This is a genomic window from Gordonia sp. B8661-1, from assembly GCF_059427765.1.
In genome coordinates, this window is record NZ_JCAHRL010000008.1 from 173,720 (window position 1) to 188,502 (window position 14,783).

15 protein-coding genes are annotated in these 14,783 nt (G+C 65.4%); 9 read left to right on the forward strand and 6 right to left on the reverse strand.

Annotated features, from left to right (window positions below; genetic code table 11):
- Positions 1 to 22: 22 nt before the first annotated feature.
- The 3 genes from AC4JJG_RS17015 to AC4JJG_RS17025 form a co-directional block, all read right to left on the reverse strand.
- Entirely contained in the window at positions 23 to 985 is a 963-nt protein-coding gene (locus AC4JJG_RS17015; RefSeq protein WP_495400429.1) for a DoxX family membrane protein, read from the reverse strand.
- Positions 986 to 1,136: 151 nt separating this feature from the next.
- Positions 1,137 to 1,751, reverse strand: coding sequence for a TetR/AcrR family transcriptional regulator (locus tag AC4JJG_RS17020; protein WP_495400430.1), 615 nt, complete (start codon positions 1,749 to 1,751; stop codon positions 1,137 to 1,139).
- A 120-nt stretch (positions 1,752 to 1,871) separates the two neighbouring features.
- Positions 1,872 to 2,552, reverse strand: a complete 681-nt coding sequence (locus AC4JJG_RS17025; protein ID WP_495400431.1) for an MBL fold metallo-hydrolase — start codon at positions 2,550 to 2,552, stop codon at positions 1,872 to 1,874.
- Between the two features lie 193 nt (positions 2,553 to 2,745).
- On the opposite strand from AC4JJG_RS17025, the gene uvrA reads away from it, so the two are divergent.
- The 3 genes from uvrA to AC4JJG_RS17040 all read left to right on the forward strand — a co-directional run bounded on the left by uvrA (position 2,746) and on the right by AC4JJG_RS17040 (position 7,286).
- Complete coding sequence (gene uvrA / locus AC4JJG_RS17030; RefSeq protein ID WP_495400432.1) at positions 2,746 to 5,622, forward strand: excinuclease ABC subunit UvrA; 2,877 nt, start codon at positions 2,746 to 2,748, stop codon at positions 5,620 to 5,622.
- Between the two features lie 170 nt (positions 5,623 to 5,792).
- Positions 5,793 to 6,194, forward strand: a complete 402-nt coding sequence (locus tag AC4JJG_RS17035; protein ID WP_495400433.1) for a PaaI family thioesterase — start codon at positions 5,793 to 5,795, stop codon at positions 6,192 to 6,194.
- 114 nt (positions 6,195 to 6,308) lie between these two features.
- Entirely contained in the window at positions 6,309 to 7,286 is a 978-nt protein-coding gene (locus tag AC4JJG_RS17040; RefSeq protein ID WP_495400434.1) for a CPBP family intramembrane glutamic endopeptidase, read from the forward strand.
- Between the two features lie 1,298 nt (positions 7,287 to 8,584).
- Here AC4JJG_RS17040 and AC4JJG_RS17045 read toward each other — a convergent pair.
- Together AC4JJG_RS17045 and AC4JJG_RS17050 are read right to left on the reverse strand one after the other, a co-directional pair.
- Positions 8,585 to 8,908, reverse strand: coding sequence for a PspA domain-containing protein (locus tag AC4JJG_RS17045; protein ID WP_495400435.1), 324 nt, complete (start codon positions 8,906 to 8,908; stop codon positions 8,585 to 8,587).
- 32 nt (positions 8,909 to 8,940) lie between these two features.
- Positions 8,941 to 9,963, reverse strand: coding sequence for a hypothetical protein (locus AC4JJG_RS17050; protein ID WP_495400436.1), 1,023 nt, complete (start codon positions 9,961 to 9,963; stop codon positions 8,941 to 8,943).
- A gap of 203 nt (positions 9,964 to 10,166) precedes the next feature.
- Here AC4JJG_RS17050 and AC4JJG_RS17055 point away from each other — a divergent pair, with 203 nt between their 5' ends.
- Positions 10,167 to 11,234, forward strand: coding sequence for a histidinol-phosphate transaminase (locus tag AC4JJG_RS17055; protein ID WP_495400437.1), 1,068 nt, complete (start codon positions 10,167 to 10,169; stop codon positions 11,232 to 11,234).
- A gap of 14 nt (positions 11,235 to 11,248) precedes the next feature.
- Here the strand turns inward: AC4JJG_RS17055 and AC4JJG_RS17060 are convergent, their stop codons facing one another.
- Positions 11,249 to 11,683 carry a DUF1844 domain-containing protein gene (locus AC4JJG_RS17060; RefSeq protein ID WP_495400438.1) on the reverse strand — a complete coding sequence of 145 codons (435 nt, stop codon included), beginning with the start codon at positions 11,681 to 11,683 and terminating at the stop codon, positions 11,249 to 11,251.
- A 244-nt stretch (positions 11,684 to 11,927) separates the two neighbouring features.
- On the opposite strand from AC4JJG_RS17060, the gene infC reads away from it, so the two are divergent.
- From infC to AC4JJG_RS17085, 5 genes are all read left to right on the forward strand, one after another.
- Positions 11,928 to 12,596 carry a translation initiation factor IF-3 gene (gene infC / locus AC4JJG_RS17065; protein WP_495400524.1) on the forward strand — a complete coding sequence of 223 codons (669 nt, stop codon included), beginning with the start codon at positions 11,928 to 11,930 and terminating at the stop codon, positions 12,594 to 12,596.
- Between the two features lie 118 nt (positions 12,597 to 12,714).
- Complete coding sequence (rpmI, locus tag AC4JJG_RS17070; RefSeq protein WP_495400439.1) at positions 12,715 to 12,909, forward strand: 50S ribosomal protein L35; 195 nt, start codon at positions 12,715 to 12,717, stop codon at positions 12,907 to 12,909.
- Positions 12,910 to 12,944: 35 nt separating this feature from the next.
- Positions 12,945 to 13,325 (forward strand): 50S ribosomal protein L20, encoded by a 381-nt coding sequence (gene rplT / locus AC4JJG_RS17075; protein ID WP_495400440.1) that lies wholly within the window; start codon positions 12,945 to 12,947, stop codon positions 13,323 to 13,325.
- Positions 13,326 to 13,359: 34 nt separating this feature from the next.
- Positions 13,360 to 14,151 carry a TrmH family RNA methyltransferase gene (locus tag AC4JJG_RS17080; protein ID WP_495400441.1) on the forward strand — a complete coding sequence of 264 codons (792 nt, stop codon included), beginning with the start codon at positions 13,360 to 13,362 and terminating at the stop codon, positions 14,149 to 14,151.
- A 64-nt stretch (positions 14,152 to 14,215) separates the two neighbouring features.
- Entirely contained in the window at positions 14,216 to 14,719 is a 504-nt protein-coding gene (locus AC4JJG_RS17085) for a DUF3995 domain-containing protein (protein WP_495400442.1), read from the forward strand.
- The last annotated feature ends 64 nt before the right edge of the window (positions 14,720 to 14,783 follow it).

Sequence of the window (14,783 nt, forward strand, 5' to 3'; positions counted from 1 at the left end):
TACCCCTGAACTGCTGGTAGTGCTAGGACCGGGCCTTGCGCCAGCGGCGGCGGCCCTCGTCGGCGCCCTCGGACGCCTTGTCACGTGCGGTCGCGGCGAGTGCGGCCACCTCGTCGGCGAGGTCGGCCGAGCGTCCACGCGCGGCTTCGGCCAGCTCGGGTGCGCGCTGGCGGATCTCCTCGGCCAGATCGGCGGAGCGCTCACGTGCCGCATCGGCGATGCCGGGTGCGCGGTGGCGGATCTCGTCGGCGAGGTCGGCGGAACGTTCGCGGGCCGCCTCGGCCAACTCCACCGAGCGCTCGCGTGCGGTCTCGGCGATGCCGGGTGCGCGGTGACGGATCTCGTCGGCCAGCCCGGCCGAGCGCTTACGTGCGGTCTCCGCGATCTCGGGTGCGCGCTGACGCACGACTTCGGCTGCCTCGGTGGACTTTTCGCCCAGTAGATGTGCGCCCTCCTGCGAGCGCTCCACGATGCTGTCCCAGGTGGATTCGGTGGCCTGAGCCGACGGCAGTGCCGCCGCGATCGCGTGACCCGCCTCGGTGGCCTTCCGGCGTCCCCGCCACGCGAGGGACGGCTTGCCCTCGGTGTCGACCGACGCGATCAGCAGGCCGCCCAGGATGCTGAGGTTCTTGGTGAACTGCAGACGCTGCTGCGCGCGGGCCGCCGGGTCCGTCTCGTTCCAGAACGCGTGGCCGGCCAGCGTGGTCGGCACCAGCGAACCGGCCAGGACGAGGGACGCGGCACGCGGGTACTTGCTGAGAGCGAGGAGAGTGCCCGCGCCCACCTGGATGGCACCGTTGATGCGCACGAGGGTCTCGGCGTCGGTGGGGACCTTGTCGGTCACGGAGTTCGGCAGGGTGTTCTCTGCCTGGTCGATGAAGCCGTGTGCGGCCTCGGCACGTGGCGCGGGATTGCGCACTGAATCGATTCCCGCAGTGATGAAAATCGATCCAAGCATGGGTCGGGCAACGCGGCGGATCAACATTGACTGCCTCCTGATGGCTGGTGCGTGTGGCCCACCGGGATGCGTCCGGCGAGCTTTGTCGACATTACCGGCAGCCACGGACGATCGCAGCGATGCAGGTGGGACGCGACTCCTGTGCTGCCACGTCCACCCTGAGGCGCCGAACTCTCCGCTATCCGGCCGCCGTGGGGCGATGCCCGAACAGCTTGTCGAGATGGGTGTCGACGGCCGTCGTCGCCTCGCTCGCATCGATGACGCCGAGCTCGATCAGGGGAGAGAGTCCGGTGAGCGCGAGCAGGAGGTCCGTTTCGACCGCCGGGTCGCATCCCGCGTCGATCTCACCGTCGTCAAGTGCCTGGCGGACCAACTGCTCGACCTGTGCCCGGCCGTGCAGCATTCCGTGGCGGGTTCGTTCCCGGATGTCGTCGTCGTGCAATGCCTCGAGGACGTAGGCCGCGCTCATTCGACTCGTGGCACGTGAATCGGTGTGCAACGGAAGCATTTCCATGATCGTCAGCCGCAGGACGTCGCGGGGATGCGGTGTGTCTCCGATCGTCGTCAGTCCGCGGGTGATCCGTTGCGCGGTCTGTTCGGCAGCGAAATCCATGGCGAATTGAAGCAGTTCCCGACGGGAATCGAAGTAGTGCTGCACCTGGCCATGAGACATCCCGGCCTCCTTCGCGACCTCGCGAAGACTGAGGCGACTGATGCCGCGTTGTTCGACCACCCGCCACAGGGCTCGGGCGATGGTCTCGCGACGTTCGTCATGATCGACCTGCTTGGGCATGGGACGCCGCACCTCACAATCGCATCACCGTAAATAATACGCATGGCTGATAACGGCTCGTTACGCGAACTCCAGGCGCAGTCCGAGGACATGGCGCAGGCGACGTGAACCGGATGCGGTTCACCAGCCGCGGGAGCGCCATTCATCGAGCGACGGACGTTCCGCTCCGAGTGTCGTGTCCTTGCCGTGCCCGGGATAGACGACGGTGGAATCGGGGTAGCGGTCGAAGACCTTGGTGGTGACATCGCCGAGCAGTTTCTCGAAGTCGCCGGGCTGCCAGGTCTTGCCGACACCGCCCGGGAACAGGCAGTCGCCGGTGAAGAGGTGGACGACGTCCCCGTCGTGCAATGCGAGGGCGATCGATCCGGGGGTGTGTCCGACGAGATGAATGGCGTCGAACGTCAGGTCGCCAATCGTGATGGTGTCGCCGTCGTCGACGAGTTGCGAGGGGGGCACCGGCAACTCGGGCGCGTCCTCCCGGCCGGCGGCGGTCGGCACGCCGAGCGCCTCTGCCACTGCAGGCAAGGCCTGGACATGATCGAAATGCTGGTGCGTCGTGACGATCATCCGCGGTGTGCCCGGGACGGCTGCGACCACGTCGAGGATGCGGTCGGCGTCGTTGGCCGCGTCGATGATCAGCTGATCGCCCGTCTTCTTCGACGTGACGACGTAGACGTTGTTGTCCATCGGACCGACGGACATCTTCACGATGGTCGCGGTGTCCAGGTCACGGCGCTGCGGGGCTGGGTTTTCGGAGAGGTCGCCGGTGTAGGTGTCGCTGATCGTGTCATGGGAGGTCATGGCCGTAGGCTAGCGCGCCCCGGCGCCGGCCGGGTGACGGTCGCAACATGTCCGATGGGCGATACGCGGGTACGCTGGAGAATTGGCCGACAAGCGGATCAGCCCTGGTCGTCACGATCTTGTCGGGGGTCGACGCTAGGGTCCTCGCGGAGCGGTGTCGTGGCCCGAATCGGCAATGAATGAGGAATGTGCAGTGGTTGATCGTTTGATCGTGCGTGGAGCTCGTGAACACAATTTGCGGGGCATCGACGTGGACCTGCCCCGCGACAGTCTGATCGTCTTCACCGGACTGTCCGGCTCGGGAAAGTCGTCGCTCGCGTTCGACACGATCTTCGCCGAAGGTCAGCGCCGGTATGTCGAATCCCTCTCGGCCTATGCCCGGCAGTTCCTGGGGCAGATGGACAAGCCCGACGTCGACTTCATCGAGGGACTCTCGCCCGCGGTGTCGATCGACCAGAAGTCGACAAACCGCAACCCGCGCTCGACCGTCGGCACCATCACCGAGGTCTACGACTATCTGCGACTGCTGTACGCCCGGGCCGGCAAGGCGCACTGTCCGGAGTGCGGTGCGCTGATCGCGCGGCAGACGCCGCAGCAGATCGTCGATCAGGTGCTGGACATGGACGAGGGCGTCCGGTTCCAGGTCCTCGCGCCGGTGGTCCGGACGCGCAAGGGTGAGTTCGTCGATCTCTTCGCCGAGTTGCAGACCCAGGGCTTCTCCCGTGCGCGCATCGACGGGGTGGTCCATCAGCTCACCGATCCGCCGAAGCTCAAGAAGCAGGAGAAGCACGACATCGAGGTGGTCGTCGACCGCCTGGCCGTCAAACCGACCGCGAAGCAGCGACTCACCGACTCGGTGGAGACCGCGCTGCGTCTGGCCGACGGCATCATCGTGCTCGATTTCGTCGATCTCGACGAGAACGATCCGAATCGCGAACGCCGGTTCTCCGAACGGATGGCCTGCCCGAACGGCCACCCCATTGCCATCGACGATCTCGAACCCCGATCGTTCTCGTTCAACTCGCCCTACGGTGCCTGCCCGGCCTGCGACGGATTGGGTGTGCGCAAGGTCGTCGACGAGGAACTGGTCGTCCCGGACCCGGAGATGACGTTGGCCGAGGGCGCGATCGCGCCGTGGTCGATGGGGCACAACGCCGACTACTTCCTGCGGCTCATGGGTGGTCTGGCCGACCAGATGGGCTTCGACATCAACACGCCGTGGAAGAAGCTGCCTGCGAAGGCGCGCAAGGCGATTCTCGACGGCAGCGACCATCAGGTGCACGTGAAGTTCCGCAACCGGTACGGCCGCACCCGGTCCTACTACACCGAGTTCGAGGGTGTGATGGCGTTCCTGGAGCGCCGGATGGATCAGACCGAGTCCGAGCAGATGAAGGAACGGTACGAGGGCTACATGCGCGATGTGCCCTGCCCGGTGTGCGATGGCGCGCGCCTGCGCCCGGAGATCCTTGCGGTGACGCTGGATCATCCGACCATGGGCCCCAAGTCGATCGCCGAGGTCTGTGCGCTGTCGGTCGCGGAGTGCGCCGAGTATCTGAATGACCTCACGCTCGACGATCGCCAGGCCGCCATCGCGGGCCGTGTGCTCAAGGAGGTGCAGGCCCGCATCCGGTTCCTGCTCGATGTCGGCCTCGAATATCTGTCGCTGTCGCGGGCCGCGGGTTCGCTGTCCGGCGGTGAGGCACAGCGCATCCGGTTGGCGACGCAGATCGGCTCCGGACTAGCCGGTGTCCTCTACGTGCTCGACGAGCCGTCCATCGGACTGCACCAGCGCGACAACCGTCGCCTCATCGAAACCCTCACGCGCCTCCGCGATCTCGGCAACACGCTGATCGTCGTCGAGCACGACGAGGACACCATCCGTGCGGCCGACTGGATCGTCGACATCGGTCCGCGCGCCGGTGAGCACGGTGGCGAGGTGGTGCACAGCGGCAGCTACAAGGACCTCCTGAAGAACAAGAAATCGCTCACCGGCGCCTACCTCGCGGGCCGGGATGTGTTGCCGGTGCCGGAGATTCGACGACCGGTCAACCGTAAGAAGCAGCTGACGGTCGTCGGCGCGCGGGAACACAACTTGCGTGGCATCGAGGTGTCCTTCCCGCTCGGCGTCCTGACCGCGGTGACCGGCGTGTCCGGCTCGGGCAAGTCGACGCTGGTGAACGACATCCTCGCGACCGTTCTCGCGAACAAGCTCAACGGTGCCCGTCAGGTACCCGGCCGGCACACGCGGATCAAGGGTCTCGATCACCTCGACAAACTGGTGCAGGTCGACCAGTCGCCGATCGGTCGCACGCCGCGATCCAACCCGGCCACCTACACCGGCGTCTTCGACAAGATCCGCACCCTGTTCGCCGCGACCACCGAGGCCAAGGTCCGTGGCTATCAGCCGGGCCGCTTCTCGTTCAACGTGAAGGGCGGACGCTGCGAGGCCTGCGCCGGTGAGGGCACGATCAAGATCGAGATGAACTTCCTGCCCGACGTGTACGTGCCGTGCGAGGTCTGTCATGGCGCCCGCTACAACCGCGAGACGCTCGAGGTGCACTACAAGGGCAAGACCATTTCCGAGGTGCTCGACATGCCGATCGAGGAGGCCGCCGAATTCTTCGAACCGGTCACCTCGATCCACCGCTACCTCAAGACGCTCGTCGATGTCGGACTCGGCTATGTGCGCCTGGGTCAGCCGGCTCCGACGCTGTCCGGCGGTGAGGCCCAGCGCGTGAAGCTGGCCGCCGAACTGCAGAAGCGCTCCACCGGCCGGACCGTCTACATCCTCGACGAGCCGACCACCGGCTTGCACTTCGAGGACATCAAGAAGCTCCTGGCCGTGATCAACGGGCTCGTGGACAAGGGCAACACCGTGATCGTCATCGAGCACAACCTCGACGTCATCAAGACCGCGGACTGGGTCATCGACATGGGGCCGGAGGGTGGCACCGGTGGCGGCCAGGTCGTCGCCGAGGGCACCCCGGAAGATATTGCCGTGGAACCGGATTCGCACACGGGCAAGTTCCTCGCCGACATCCTGGACGTGGATCAGGCCGTCGCGGGCTGAGTTCATTTCCCGCGACCTCGTCTCGTTTCCGCGACCTCGGCTGAAGTCGCGGGGACGAGATCAGGTCGCGGGAGTGTGTGATCGTTGCCCATTCTCCTGACGGTTGTCTTCGTCGTACCCAGGGCCCACTATGGGAGGAGCGCTGCCGAAACGTCGGGAGGGTGGTCGGCGTGAGCTACACAATCGATGACATCTACGCGATGGCGCCGTTCGCAAAGACACTCGGCGTTCGTTTCCCGGTGCTGTCCGCCGCCGAAGTCCGTGCGGAACTCGATGTGTCCCAGCAGCATTCGACGCTGGGTGGCGGTCTCCACGGCGGCGCGATCATGTCGATCTGCGATCTGGCCGGTGCCGTCCTCGTCGGGCTGAACCTGCCGGACGGCTGGGGGTGGACCACTGCGGAATCCACCACCTACTTCCTCCGGCCGGTCGTCGACGGTCCGGCTTCGGCGGTCGCGACGCCGCTCAAACTGGGCAAGACGCTCCTCACTGTCGAGATACGGGTGATCGACGGCGAGGGCAGGGACTGTGGGCGGACCACACAACTTCTGGCTGCGCTGACGCCGCGCTGACGACACATCGAGTCGACCAGTCGGCGAGTTTTCGACTTTCGTCGGACCAGCGCTAGCCGATTTGCTGATGCCCGGTCCCGGGCACGATCGGCACCATCGTCACTGCATCCGCCGGTGACGAAAGGGAATGCAGTGCGGCATGAGGACAAGGCTCTCGGCGATACCGGCCGCGACTTGCCCACCAGGTCTCGCCGCCGACGCGTCACGGTCGACATACCGTACCGGGTTCCGTGGCGCGAGCTCGCCGTCTTCCTGGCCGTCACCTTTACGGGAGTGTCTGCGGTGGCTGTCGCCTGGGGGTTGTACGGGAACATCGACGACACCGGTGATCAACTCCGCTTCGGTGGGCTCGCGATGCTGACGCCTGCCTTGGGCATGATTGCCGCCGCCGCGTATTCGGGTCAGCTCCGCAGCCCCCGGTCGTTTCTCGAGTTGACCGGCCTGGTGCCGCATCGTCCGTTCGGAAGGCTCGCCGGATATGTCGCGCTGGGCATCGTGATTCCGCTCGCTGTCGTGAGCGTGACTCTGCTCATCGCGGTCGCGCTGGGACGATTCCGGGTACACGAACCGTTTCCGGTGGCCGACCTCCTCACCGCGACCGTGTCGGGGATGGTGCTTCTCGTGCCGGCCACGATTCTCGTGCTGGGCGAGGAACTCGGCTGGGGCTATCTGTTGCCCAGGCTGCTTCCGCTCGGACTGTGGCCGGGGATCCTGACCGCGGGGCTGCTGTGGGGACTGTTCCATGCGCCCTTGACCGGCCAGGGTTACGGCTATCCCGGCCTCGACGGCCTGCGTGCGACGATCATGTTCACCGCAGCGCACGTTCTATTGGGAATCCTGATGGCGTGGATCCGCCTGTCCGCGAACAGCATCTGGCCTGCCGTCGCCCTTCACGGATCGTCGAACATGGTGGCCAATCAGATCCCGGGCTCCCTCGGCACGTCCGACTCGACGCCCGGCTTCACCGTGCTCGTTCCCACCTCGTGGATCAGCTGGGTGGTGATGGCCGGGCTCATCGCCGTCATCGTCGCGCTCGGCGGATTCCGACGCCTGCCCCTCGTCCCGACAATGCAGCCGACTCGATCGTCGTGATGCGTAGGCCTGTTTCGCGACCTGAGTCGAAGTTGCGAAAACGAAGCGGGGTTGCTGGCTGACTTCGTTCCCCCGGAACGCAGGCGGTCGGACCTACCGCGATGTCATTTGAACGATCGACGGTCGAAGTGATACCGACGACCGTGTGGGATCGTAGCGGCATTCCAGTTTGGCTGGTTGGTTGCAGCCGCACCACGGCGTGGGCGGTCTACTGTGACGGGGGAGTGTCTGTGAAAGTTGATGCGCAAGAACTAAGGGCAGCGGCGGGCGTATTCGCCGGCCAGCGAACCAATGCGGATGCAGGTGTCGTGGAAGAATTGGCCGACCGTGATGGAAATTACGGTGGCACGGGGTTACATGTGAACTACGGCGCGTCGAGGGCTCGGGATGTTGTAGGGCACATTATGGTTTGCGAAACGCCAGAATGAAGATGTGGGAAGAAGCATTAGTGAAGTCGGCAAATGAATATCAGGAGACCGATTATGTGGCCGGCGTTCGGATACAGCAAATTCCGATACTTCCAGGCGCTGGCCGGATATGTGCACTTCATTAGAGGGGCAAGTGAGGCCGACCAGCCCGTAGATCGCGGAAAGTGGAAGCATGCAACGCAGCAGGACTTCGGATAGTCCGGGGTATGGCATATGCGACGCTCATCGCAGGTAGTGTGCGAATGCAAGAGTTTGTTGATCAAGCAGCGGACGTAACGATGATGCCGACTGACCCACCGGAACGGGCTTCTGGCAACAGGTCGAAACCCAGGCCGAGTGGTCACGCTATTGCGCGCAACTATGGCGCCGTGGGGTTTGTGACCACTGTGTCCGTAGCGGTCCTGGTGTCGATGTATTACTTTGCGGCACAACCTATTGCAGATACCTACGACATCACAGGCACTGCTCGGACGGTGCTGATCGCTTCTCCGTTCGTCTGCGTTGGGCTGTGTCTGGCCTTCGGGATTGGCCTCGTGTGGTTCGACGGTTGGAAGCGACAGGCGGGGTGGGGCCTGCTTCTGGGTATCCTGCTGCCCGCGTCTCCGTGGCTCCTCATCCTTACCCTGTGGTTGCCGGGGGTAGTTATCGCGGTCCTCCTGATCGGAGGAACCATAGGTATGCTCGTCCGTGCGCATCGTGGACCCCGTTCGTCGGCTCCCGGTGAGATCACGACGTGCACAACCACTACGGCCGAGGGCACACGCGACAGCGTGTGATACGGCGAATTCACGCGACCTCGCTGTGTTCCTGCAACCTCGGCCGAAGTCGCTGGAACGAGGCCAAGTCGCGGGAAGCCCGTCGGCGTGGCGCCTACTGACCCATCGACTTACGGATCTCGTCCAGCTTCTTCTTGGCGGCCTCGGCGCGTTTGGCAACCATGTCGTCGACCTGCTGACCTTCGGGGCTTGCCTTCGCGAGTTCCTCGCTGCCGATCGCCGTCGAGATGCGGTTCTCGATCTTGTCGCGGACGAAATCGAAAGTCGGGACGCCCTGCTCGGTGTAGTTCGGATCCGGCACCGGCGGGATCACACCGCTCATCGGGGGAATCGGGGCCGGCGTCTCGACGACCTCGGCGTCGACCACCTCGCCGGCAGGATCGTCGGGAGTGGGCTGATGCGGATTGTCGCTGTTCACGACATCCAGTCTACGGCCGAGTCGATGCGGGATCAGGCGCGTTCGAGGACGCTCGTCACCGCGATCGTGTGATCGCTGTGACGGTCGACGATCCGCCAGCCGAGGGAGGCGAATGCTGTGTCGTACTCGTCGGCGGACCAGAGGTGAACCCCGGTCACGGCGTGGTAGATCTCGTAGGACGGCGAGAACCAGGGCTGCTGTTCCCATCGAGGTGCGGCGAGCCTGATTCCGTCGCCGATGATGAGCCGCTCGATGCGGGGGAACCAGGACATCCACTGCTCGATCACCCAGGCGAGTCCATTGCCGTCACTGGCGAGCTGATGGAGAAGGAAGAACGACATGGCGGTCGTCACTGATTCCCGGTCGATGGTTCGCACCCAGTCGGGGAGTGCGTCCCCGGGGTGAACCGACCCGGTGCGGAGGTCCACCCGTCCGGTGAGTCCCCGTTGCCGCACATTCGCGGTGGCCTGTGCGATGACCCCTGCTTCGATGTCGACGCCGATGAAGTCCTCGTCGGTGGCCATGGCGGAGAGGGCGATGATCCGGCCCGCGTCGGCACAGCCGAGGTCGATGGTCACGCCCGGTGTGGCGGAGCCGATGGCCTGGCCGATCGCCCGGAGGATCTCAGGACGTCGGTGCGCGATGTCGGTACATCCACGTGCGACCTGGTCGGGTTCGGTGGCGGCGGGTACGTAGGGGGCGGCGCGCCGATCCGACAGTTGCCGGAACGTCGGTGTCCATCCCCGCGTGACCATCCGCACAAAGCCCCGGGCTTCGGCGACCTCCCGGCCGGTGTCGGTGAGTTCGACGCCGTTCGTCCCGGTCGTCAGCAGTCCGGCGCGGATGAGACCATCGGCGACAACCCTTTCCAGGTTGTCGGTGGCCGGATTGACCGGAACGCCGGACAGCAGATCGGTCCACCACCCATAGTCGTCTGCGGCGACGACCAGATGCCCCGCGGTCTGGCCGTCGACGATGTCGCGGACGGTGATACCGGGGACAGGTACGGAGGGGGAGGGGCGCGTCGTCGCGATCGGCTCGGTGCGTGTGGTCACCTTGACTCCTCTGGCCCGCAATGGATTTCCTCCGGTGAGCAACGGTGACCGCACGCTATCGCGCGGTCTGTCGGGATGGGAAGCATTTCGCCGGGTGCTGGCGGTTCGGCTGTCCGTGGCGATCGTCCTTTGGGTCGGTATCCGAAGGTGTTCAACGCATTTCGAATCGGACGCGGTGGGCCGATGGCTCGTATGGTGACCGGATGATCCCGGAATTGCGTTCGTGTCTCGACAGCCTCCCGGTGTACACGCCGAATCCCGTACCGGTGGGCGCCATCAAAATCGACGGAAACGAGACTGTCCACGCTCCTCTGCCCGGGGTGCTCGACGACATCGCGTCGGCGTTGACGGAGGTGAACAGATATCCGGACAACGGCGCAACTGCTCTGACGGACGAGCTCGCCGCACATGTGGGGGTGGCCGCCCGCCGGGTCGCCGTCGGCTGTGGTTCGGTGTCCCTGTGTCGCGACCTGGTGGCGATTACGTGCGCCCCCGGAGACGAGGTGATATTCGGCTGGCCGTCCTTCGAGGCCTACCCTTTGCTCACGCTGGCCGCCGGAGCCGTGCCGGTGCGGGTTCCGTTGACCCCCAACGATTCCTATGACCTATCCGCGATGGCCGGCGCGGTCACCGACCGCACGCGGCTGATCTTCGTGTGCAACCCGAACAACCCGACCGGCACGATCGTGTCGGGGGCCGCAATCGGTGAGTTCGTGCGTTCGGTGCCGCCACGCATCACCGTGGCCGTCGATGAGGCCTATGTCGAATTCCGTGATGACGCCGACGACGTCGATGCGTTGGCGCTCCAGTCGGAGTTTCCGAATGTCGTTGTGCTGCGCACTTTTTCGAAAGCGTTCGGATTGGCCGGACTGCGCGTCGGATATGCGATCGGATCCCCGCGGATCATCGAAGCGCTGCGAAAGGTCTATACGCCGTTCTCGGTGAGCACGGTGGCGCAAGGTGCGGCGCTGGGCAGTCTGCGGGCGGTCGATGCGCTGTCGGCTCGGACCGGCGGGGTCGTCGCCGAGCGTGTTCGCGTCACCGATGCGCTGCGTGAGTTGGGTGTCGCGGTACCGGATTCGCAAGCGAATTTCGTATGGATGGCACTCGGGGACGAGGCCGTGCGGTTCGCCGACCACGCGGCGCGAGCAGGCGTGCTGGTCCGGGCATTCCCCGGCGAGGGGGTGCGTGCGACCGTCACCACGCGAGAGGAAGGCGACGCATTGCTCGACGTCACCCGGCGGATCACCGAGTCGGGATTCGCCGACTGATCACGCAGACTTGATCACGACGTCGGGCGACGACGGTCACGCACCGGGCCCGTGTACTTCTCGCCCGGGCCCTCACCCGGCTCATCCGGGTAGGCGCTGGCGTCCCGGAAGGCGAGCTGGAGCTGCTTGAGGCCGTCCCGGATGGGCGCCGCGTGAACTCCGAGGTCGGGTCGGGCGGCATCCACCAGGCCGGCGAGCGCGGTGATCAACTTGCGGGCCTCGTCGAGATCGACATCGTCCTCGCCGGCACCTTCGGCGAGGCCGAGTTTCTCGGCGGCCGAACTCATCAGCATCACGATGGCTCTCGTGATGACCTCGATCGACGGAATATCGGCCAGATCGCGCACGTTGTCATGAGCGGTCTGCGGCCCACCGGCAGCCCCGGTTCCGCTTCCGCTCGCACCCTCGTCGGGTGTCTGTGCAGGTCGCGAATAGGAGTTCTCGGTCATGACTGTTAGACTTCCACAGAACGACCGCCCTGGTGTTTGCCGGGGTAGCAAGTGGAGTTCCGCTCCCACCGTCACGACGCATCGGCCCAACGGTCGGTAGCCGTTGTACGGTCCGGTTCATACCGTGAGGTCAGCGCGATATTTTGCGTTGTCCGACCGGAGTTGGCTCGGTTTTCCGAGGCGCTCCGGTGACGGGAATCGGTCGGTAACGGAGCCCCCGGACGACAGTCCCGGGGCTCTTCTGCTGAGGGCTTCTCCACGACCTGCCCCAGTTCATCGCGGTGGTCTCCCCAGAAGGTTTGATCAAGGAGGCCCCATCAGCACTGAGACCCGCATCAACGAGCGCATCCGCGTCCCTGAGGTCCGACTCGTCGGACCCAACTCGGAGCAGGTGGGCATCGTGCGTGTTGAAGATGCGCTTCGCCTGGCCTACGAGGCCGATCTCGACCTGGTCGAGGTCGCGCCCGACGCACGGCCACCCGTGTGCAAGATCATGGATTACGGCAAGTTCAAATACGAAGCCGCCCAGAAGCAGCGCGAGTCGCGTCGCAACCAGCAGATGACCGTCATCAAGGAGCAGAAGCTCCGCCCGAAGATCGATGACCACGACTATGAGACCAAGAAGGGTCACGTCGTCCGGTTCCTCGAGGCCGGGTCCAAGGTGAAGGTCACCATCATGTTCCGCGGTCGCGAGCAGTCGCGTCCCGAACTCGGATACCGGCTGTTGCAGCGTCTGGGCAACGATGTCGCCGATTACGGCTTCATCGAGACCTCGGCCAAGCAGGACGGCCGCAACATGACGATGGTGCTGGCACCGCACAAGGGCGCGAAGACCCGCGTCAAGGCCCAGCAGACGCGCGACGACCGTGGCTCGAAGACGGAAGCCCCGCGCGAGGCGCAGGCAGGCGAATAGCCGCCGACCGCACCGCGGTTTCGTCACCGGCTCACGCCGGACCCCGCAACGACCGACCAGCGGGCGAGACCACCCGATGACCCGGGTGGGCCTCGGCTCGCTCGAATGAAGGAAAGACATGCCGAAGAGCAAGACCCACAAGGGCACCGCGAAGCGATTCAAGGTGACCGGCAGCGGCAAGATCGTCCGTCAGAAGGCGAACAAGCGCCACCTGTTGGAGCACAAGTCGTCGCACCGCAAGCGTCGTCTCGACGGCGTCACCGTGGTGAGCGAGGCCGACGCGCCGCGCATCAAGCGACTGCTCAACCGCTGACCCCCTGACATCTGACGAACAAAGAGGACTGAGACATGGCACGCGTGAAAAGGGCTGTGAACGCCCAGAAGAAGCGTCGGACAACCCTGGAGGCATCCAAGGGTTACCGCGGACAGCGGTCGCGCCTGTACCGCAAGGCGAAGGAGCAGCAGCTCCACTCGATGACCTACGCCTACCGGGACCGTCGCGCCCGCAAGGGTGAGTTCCGCAAGCTGTGGATCTCGCGCATCAACGCCGCGGCCCGCCTGAACGACATCACCTATAACCGCTTCATCCAGGGCCTCAAGGCCGCTGGCGTCGAGGTGGACCGCAAGGTGCTCGCCGACATCGCCGTGACCGACCCGGAGGCCTTCACCGGCCTCGTCGAGGTCGCGCGCAAGGCGCTGCCGGACGACGTCAACGCGCCCGCTGCCTGACCGCAGCACGCTTCGTACGACTCCACGACCCGTGATGGACGTTCTCTCCGAACGCTCGTCACGGGTCGTGTCGTATTCGAAACTGCAGCGCGCATCCGTGCGGCGCACCGAGGGGCGCTTTCTCGTCGAGGGCGCGAACTCCGTGGAGGCCGCATTGGCCGGCGGATTCGCGCAACGAATCCTGGTGGGCGAGAAGGACCTCGACTATCACGATGCGCTCCTGTCGGTCGCTCGAGCCGACGGCGTACCCGTCGAGGTGCTCTCCGAACGGGCCGTGCAGAAACTCTCGGAGGCCACCACGCCGCCGGGGATCTTCGCGGTGTGCACGCTGCTCGACCGTGAACTCCCTGAAATCCTCGCTGCCGCACCGACATTGCTGGCCGTTGCCGTGGAACCGCGGGAACCGGGCAATGTCGGCACCCTGATTCGCTGTGCCGACGCCATGGGCGCCGATGCGGTGATCCTCCTGGGCGATGCGGTCGACCCGCACAACGGTAAGAGCGTGCGATCGTCGGCGGGCAGCATCTTTCACATTCCGGTCGTGCGTGTCCGCGACATCGACGAGGGGCTCGCCGCACTCCGGAAAGCCGGGATAGGTCTGTTGGCCACGACCGCTGACGGCGAGGTATCCCTCGACGATGCCGATAAGCTACTGGCCGCGCCGACGGCCTGGCTTTTCGGCAATGAGGCGCACGGGCTGTCCGACGATGTCGTCGCGAGTGCCGACCACCGCGTCTCCATCCCGATCCGCGGCCGCGCGGAAAGTCTGAATCTTGCTGCCGCAGCCGCGATTTGCCTGTACGCGAGCGCCCGCGTGCACAGCTGACGGGGCTACGCCGTTCGTACGACTGCTGTCGCGCCTTCCTGTGTCCGAGCCTAGGATTCCGGAAATGTGGGGGCGGAGCCGGTTCGCGATTGCGGCCATCGCGTGGTGCGTCGCGTTCGCTGCGCTGCACGTGTTCTGGGCGCTGGGCGGATCTGCGGGCCTGTCGTCGTCGGCCGGGATCGACCTGGCGACCCGGCGGCCAACCGTTTTTGTCCTCTACGGCCTCTGGGGCGTAGCCGTGCTGCTGCTGGCCGCAGCGGCAGTCATCCTCATTGCGACGTCGCCGAGACGTACTCGTGTGCGTTTGATCGCAGGAGTATTCATCGGTCTGGCGGGCGTCGTCATGATCGCGCGAGGGCTCCTGATCGAGTTCCTGCTGCTCACCGACATCGGTGGCGTCCGCTCCGAGGTCGGGCCGGATCAGACGCGCTGGAGTCTCTGGGTGTGGAACCCGTGGTTCGTTCTCGGCGGAGGCCTGTTCATCGGGACTGCGTGGCGGGTGGTTCGTGGTGAACGGGATGGCGTGGGTGCGGGGACATTCCGAGTCCGTGCGACCTCACGGAAGTGATCGGCGGACGGTGAGACTCTGGTTACGCATACCGAACCGACGAACAGAGGCGCTGTAACACCGT

Bases quoted from the DNA above. Each gene is read 5' to 3' on its own strand.
- AC4JJG_RS17015 (WP_495400429.1), bottom strand. From the start codon at position 985: ATGTTGATCCGCCGCGTTGCCCGACCCATGCTTGGATCGATTTTCATC.
- AC4JJG_RS17020 (WP_495400430.1), bottom strand. From the start codon at position 1,751: ATGCCCAAGCAGGTCGATCATGACGAACGTCGCGAGACCATCGCCCGA.
- AC4JJG_RS17025 (WP_495400431.1), bottom strand. From the start codon at position 2,552: ATGACCTCCCATGACACGATCAGCGACACCTACACCGGCGACCTCTCC.
- AC4JJG_RS17055 (WP_495400437.1), top strand. From the start codon at position 10,167: ATGATCCCGGAATTGCGTTCGTGTCTCGACAGCCTCCCGGTGTACACG.
- AC4JJG_RS17060 (WP_495400438.1), bottom strand. From the start codon at position 11,683: ATGACCGAGAACTCCTATTCGCGACCTGCACAGACACCCGACGAGGGT.
- rpmI (WP_495400439.1), top strand. From the start codon at position 12,715: ATGCCGAAGAGCAAGACCCACAAGGGCACCGCGAAGCGATTCAAGGTG.
- rplT (WP_495400440.1), top strand. From the start codon at position 12,945: ATGGCACGCGTGAAAAGGGCTGTGAACGCCCAGAAGAAGCGTCGGACA.
- AC4JJG_RS17080 (WP_495400441.1), top strand. From the start codon at position 13,360: ATGGACGTTCTCTCCGAACGCTCGTCACGGGTCGTGTCGTATTCGAAA.
- AC4JJG_RS17085 (WP_495400442.1), top strand. From the start codon at position 14,216: ATGTGGGGGCGGAGCCGGTTCGCGATTGCGGCCATCGCGTGGTGCGTC.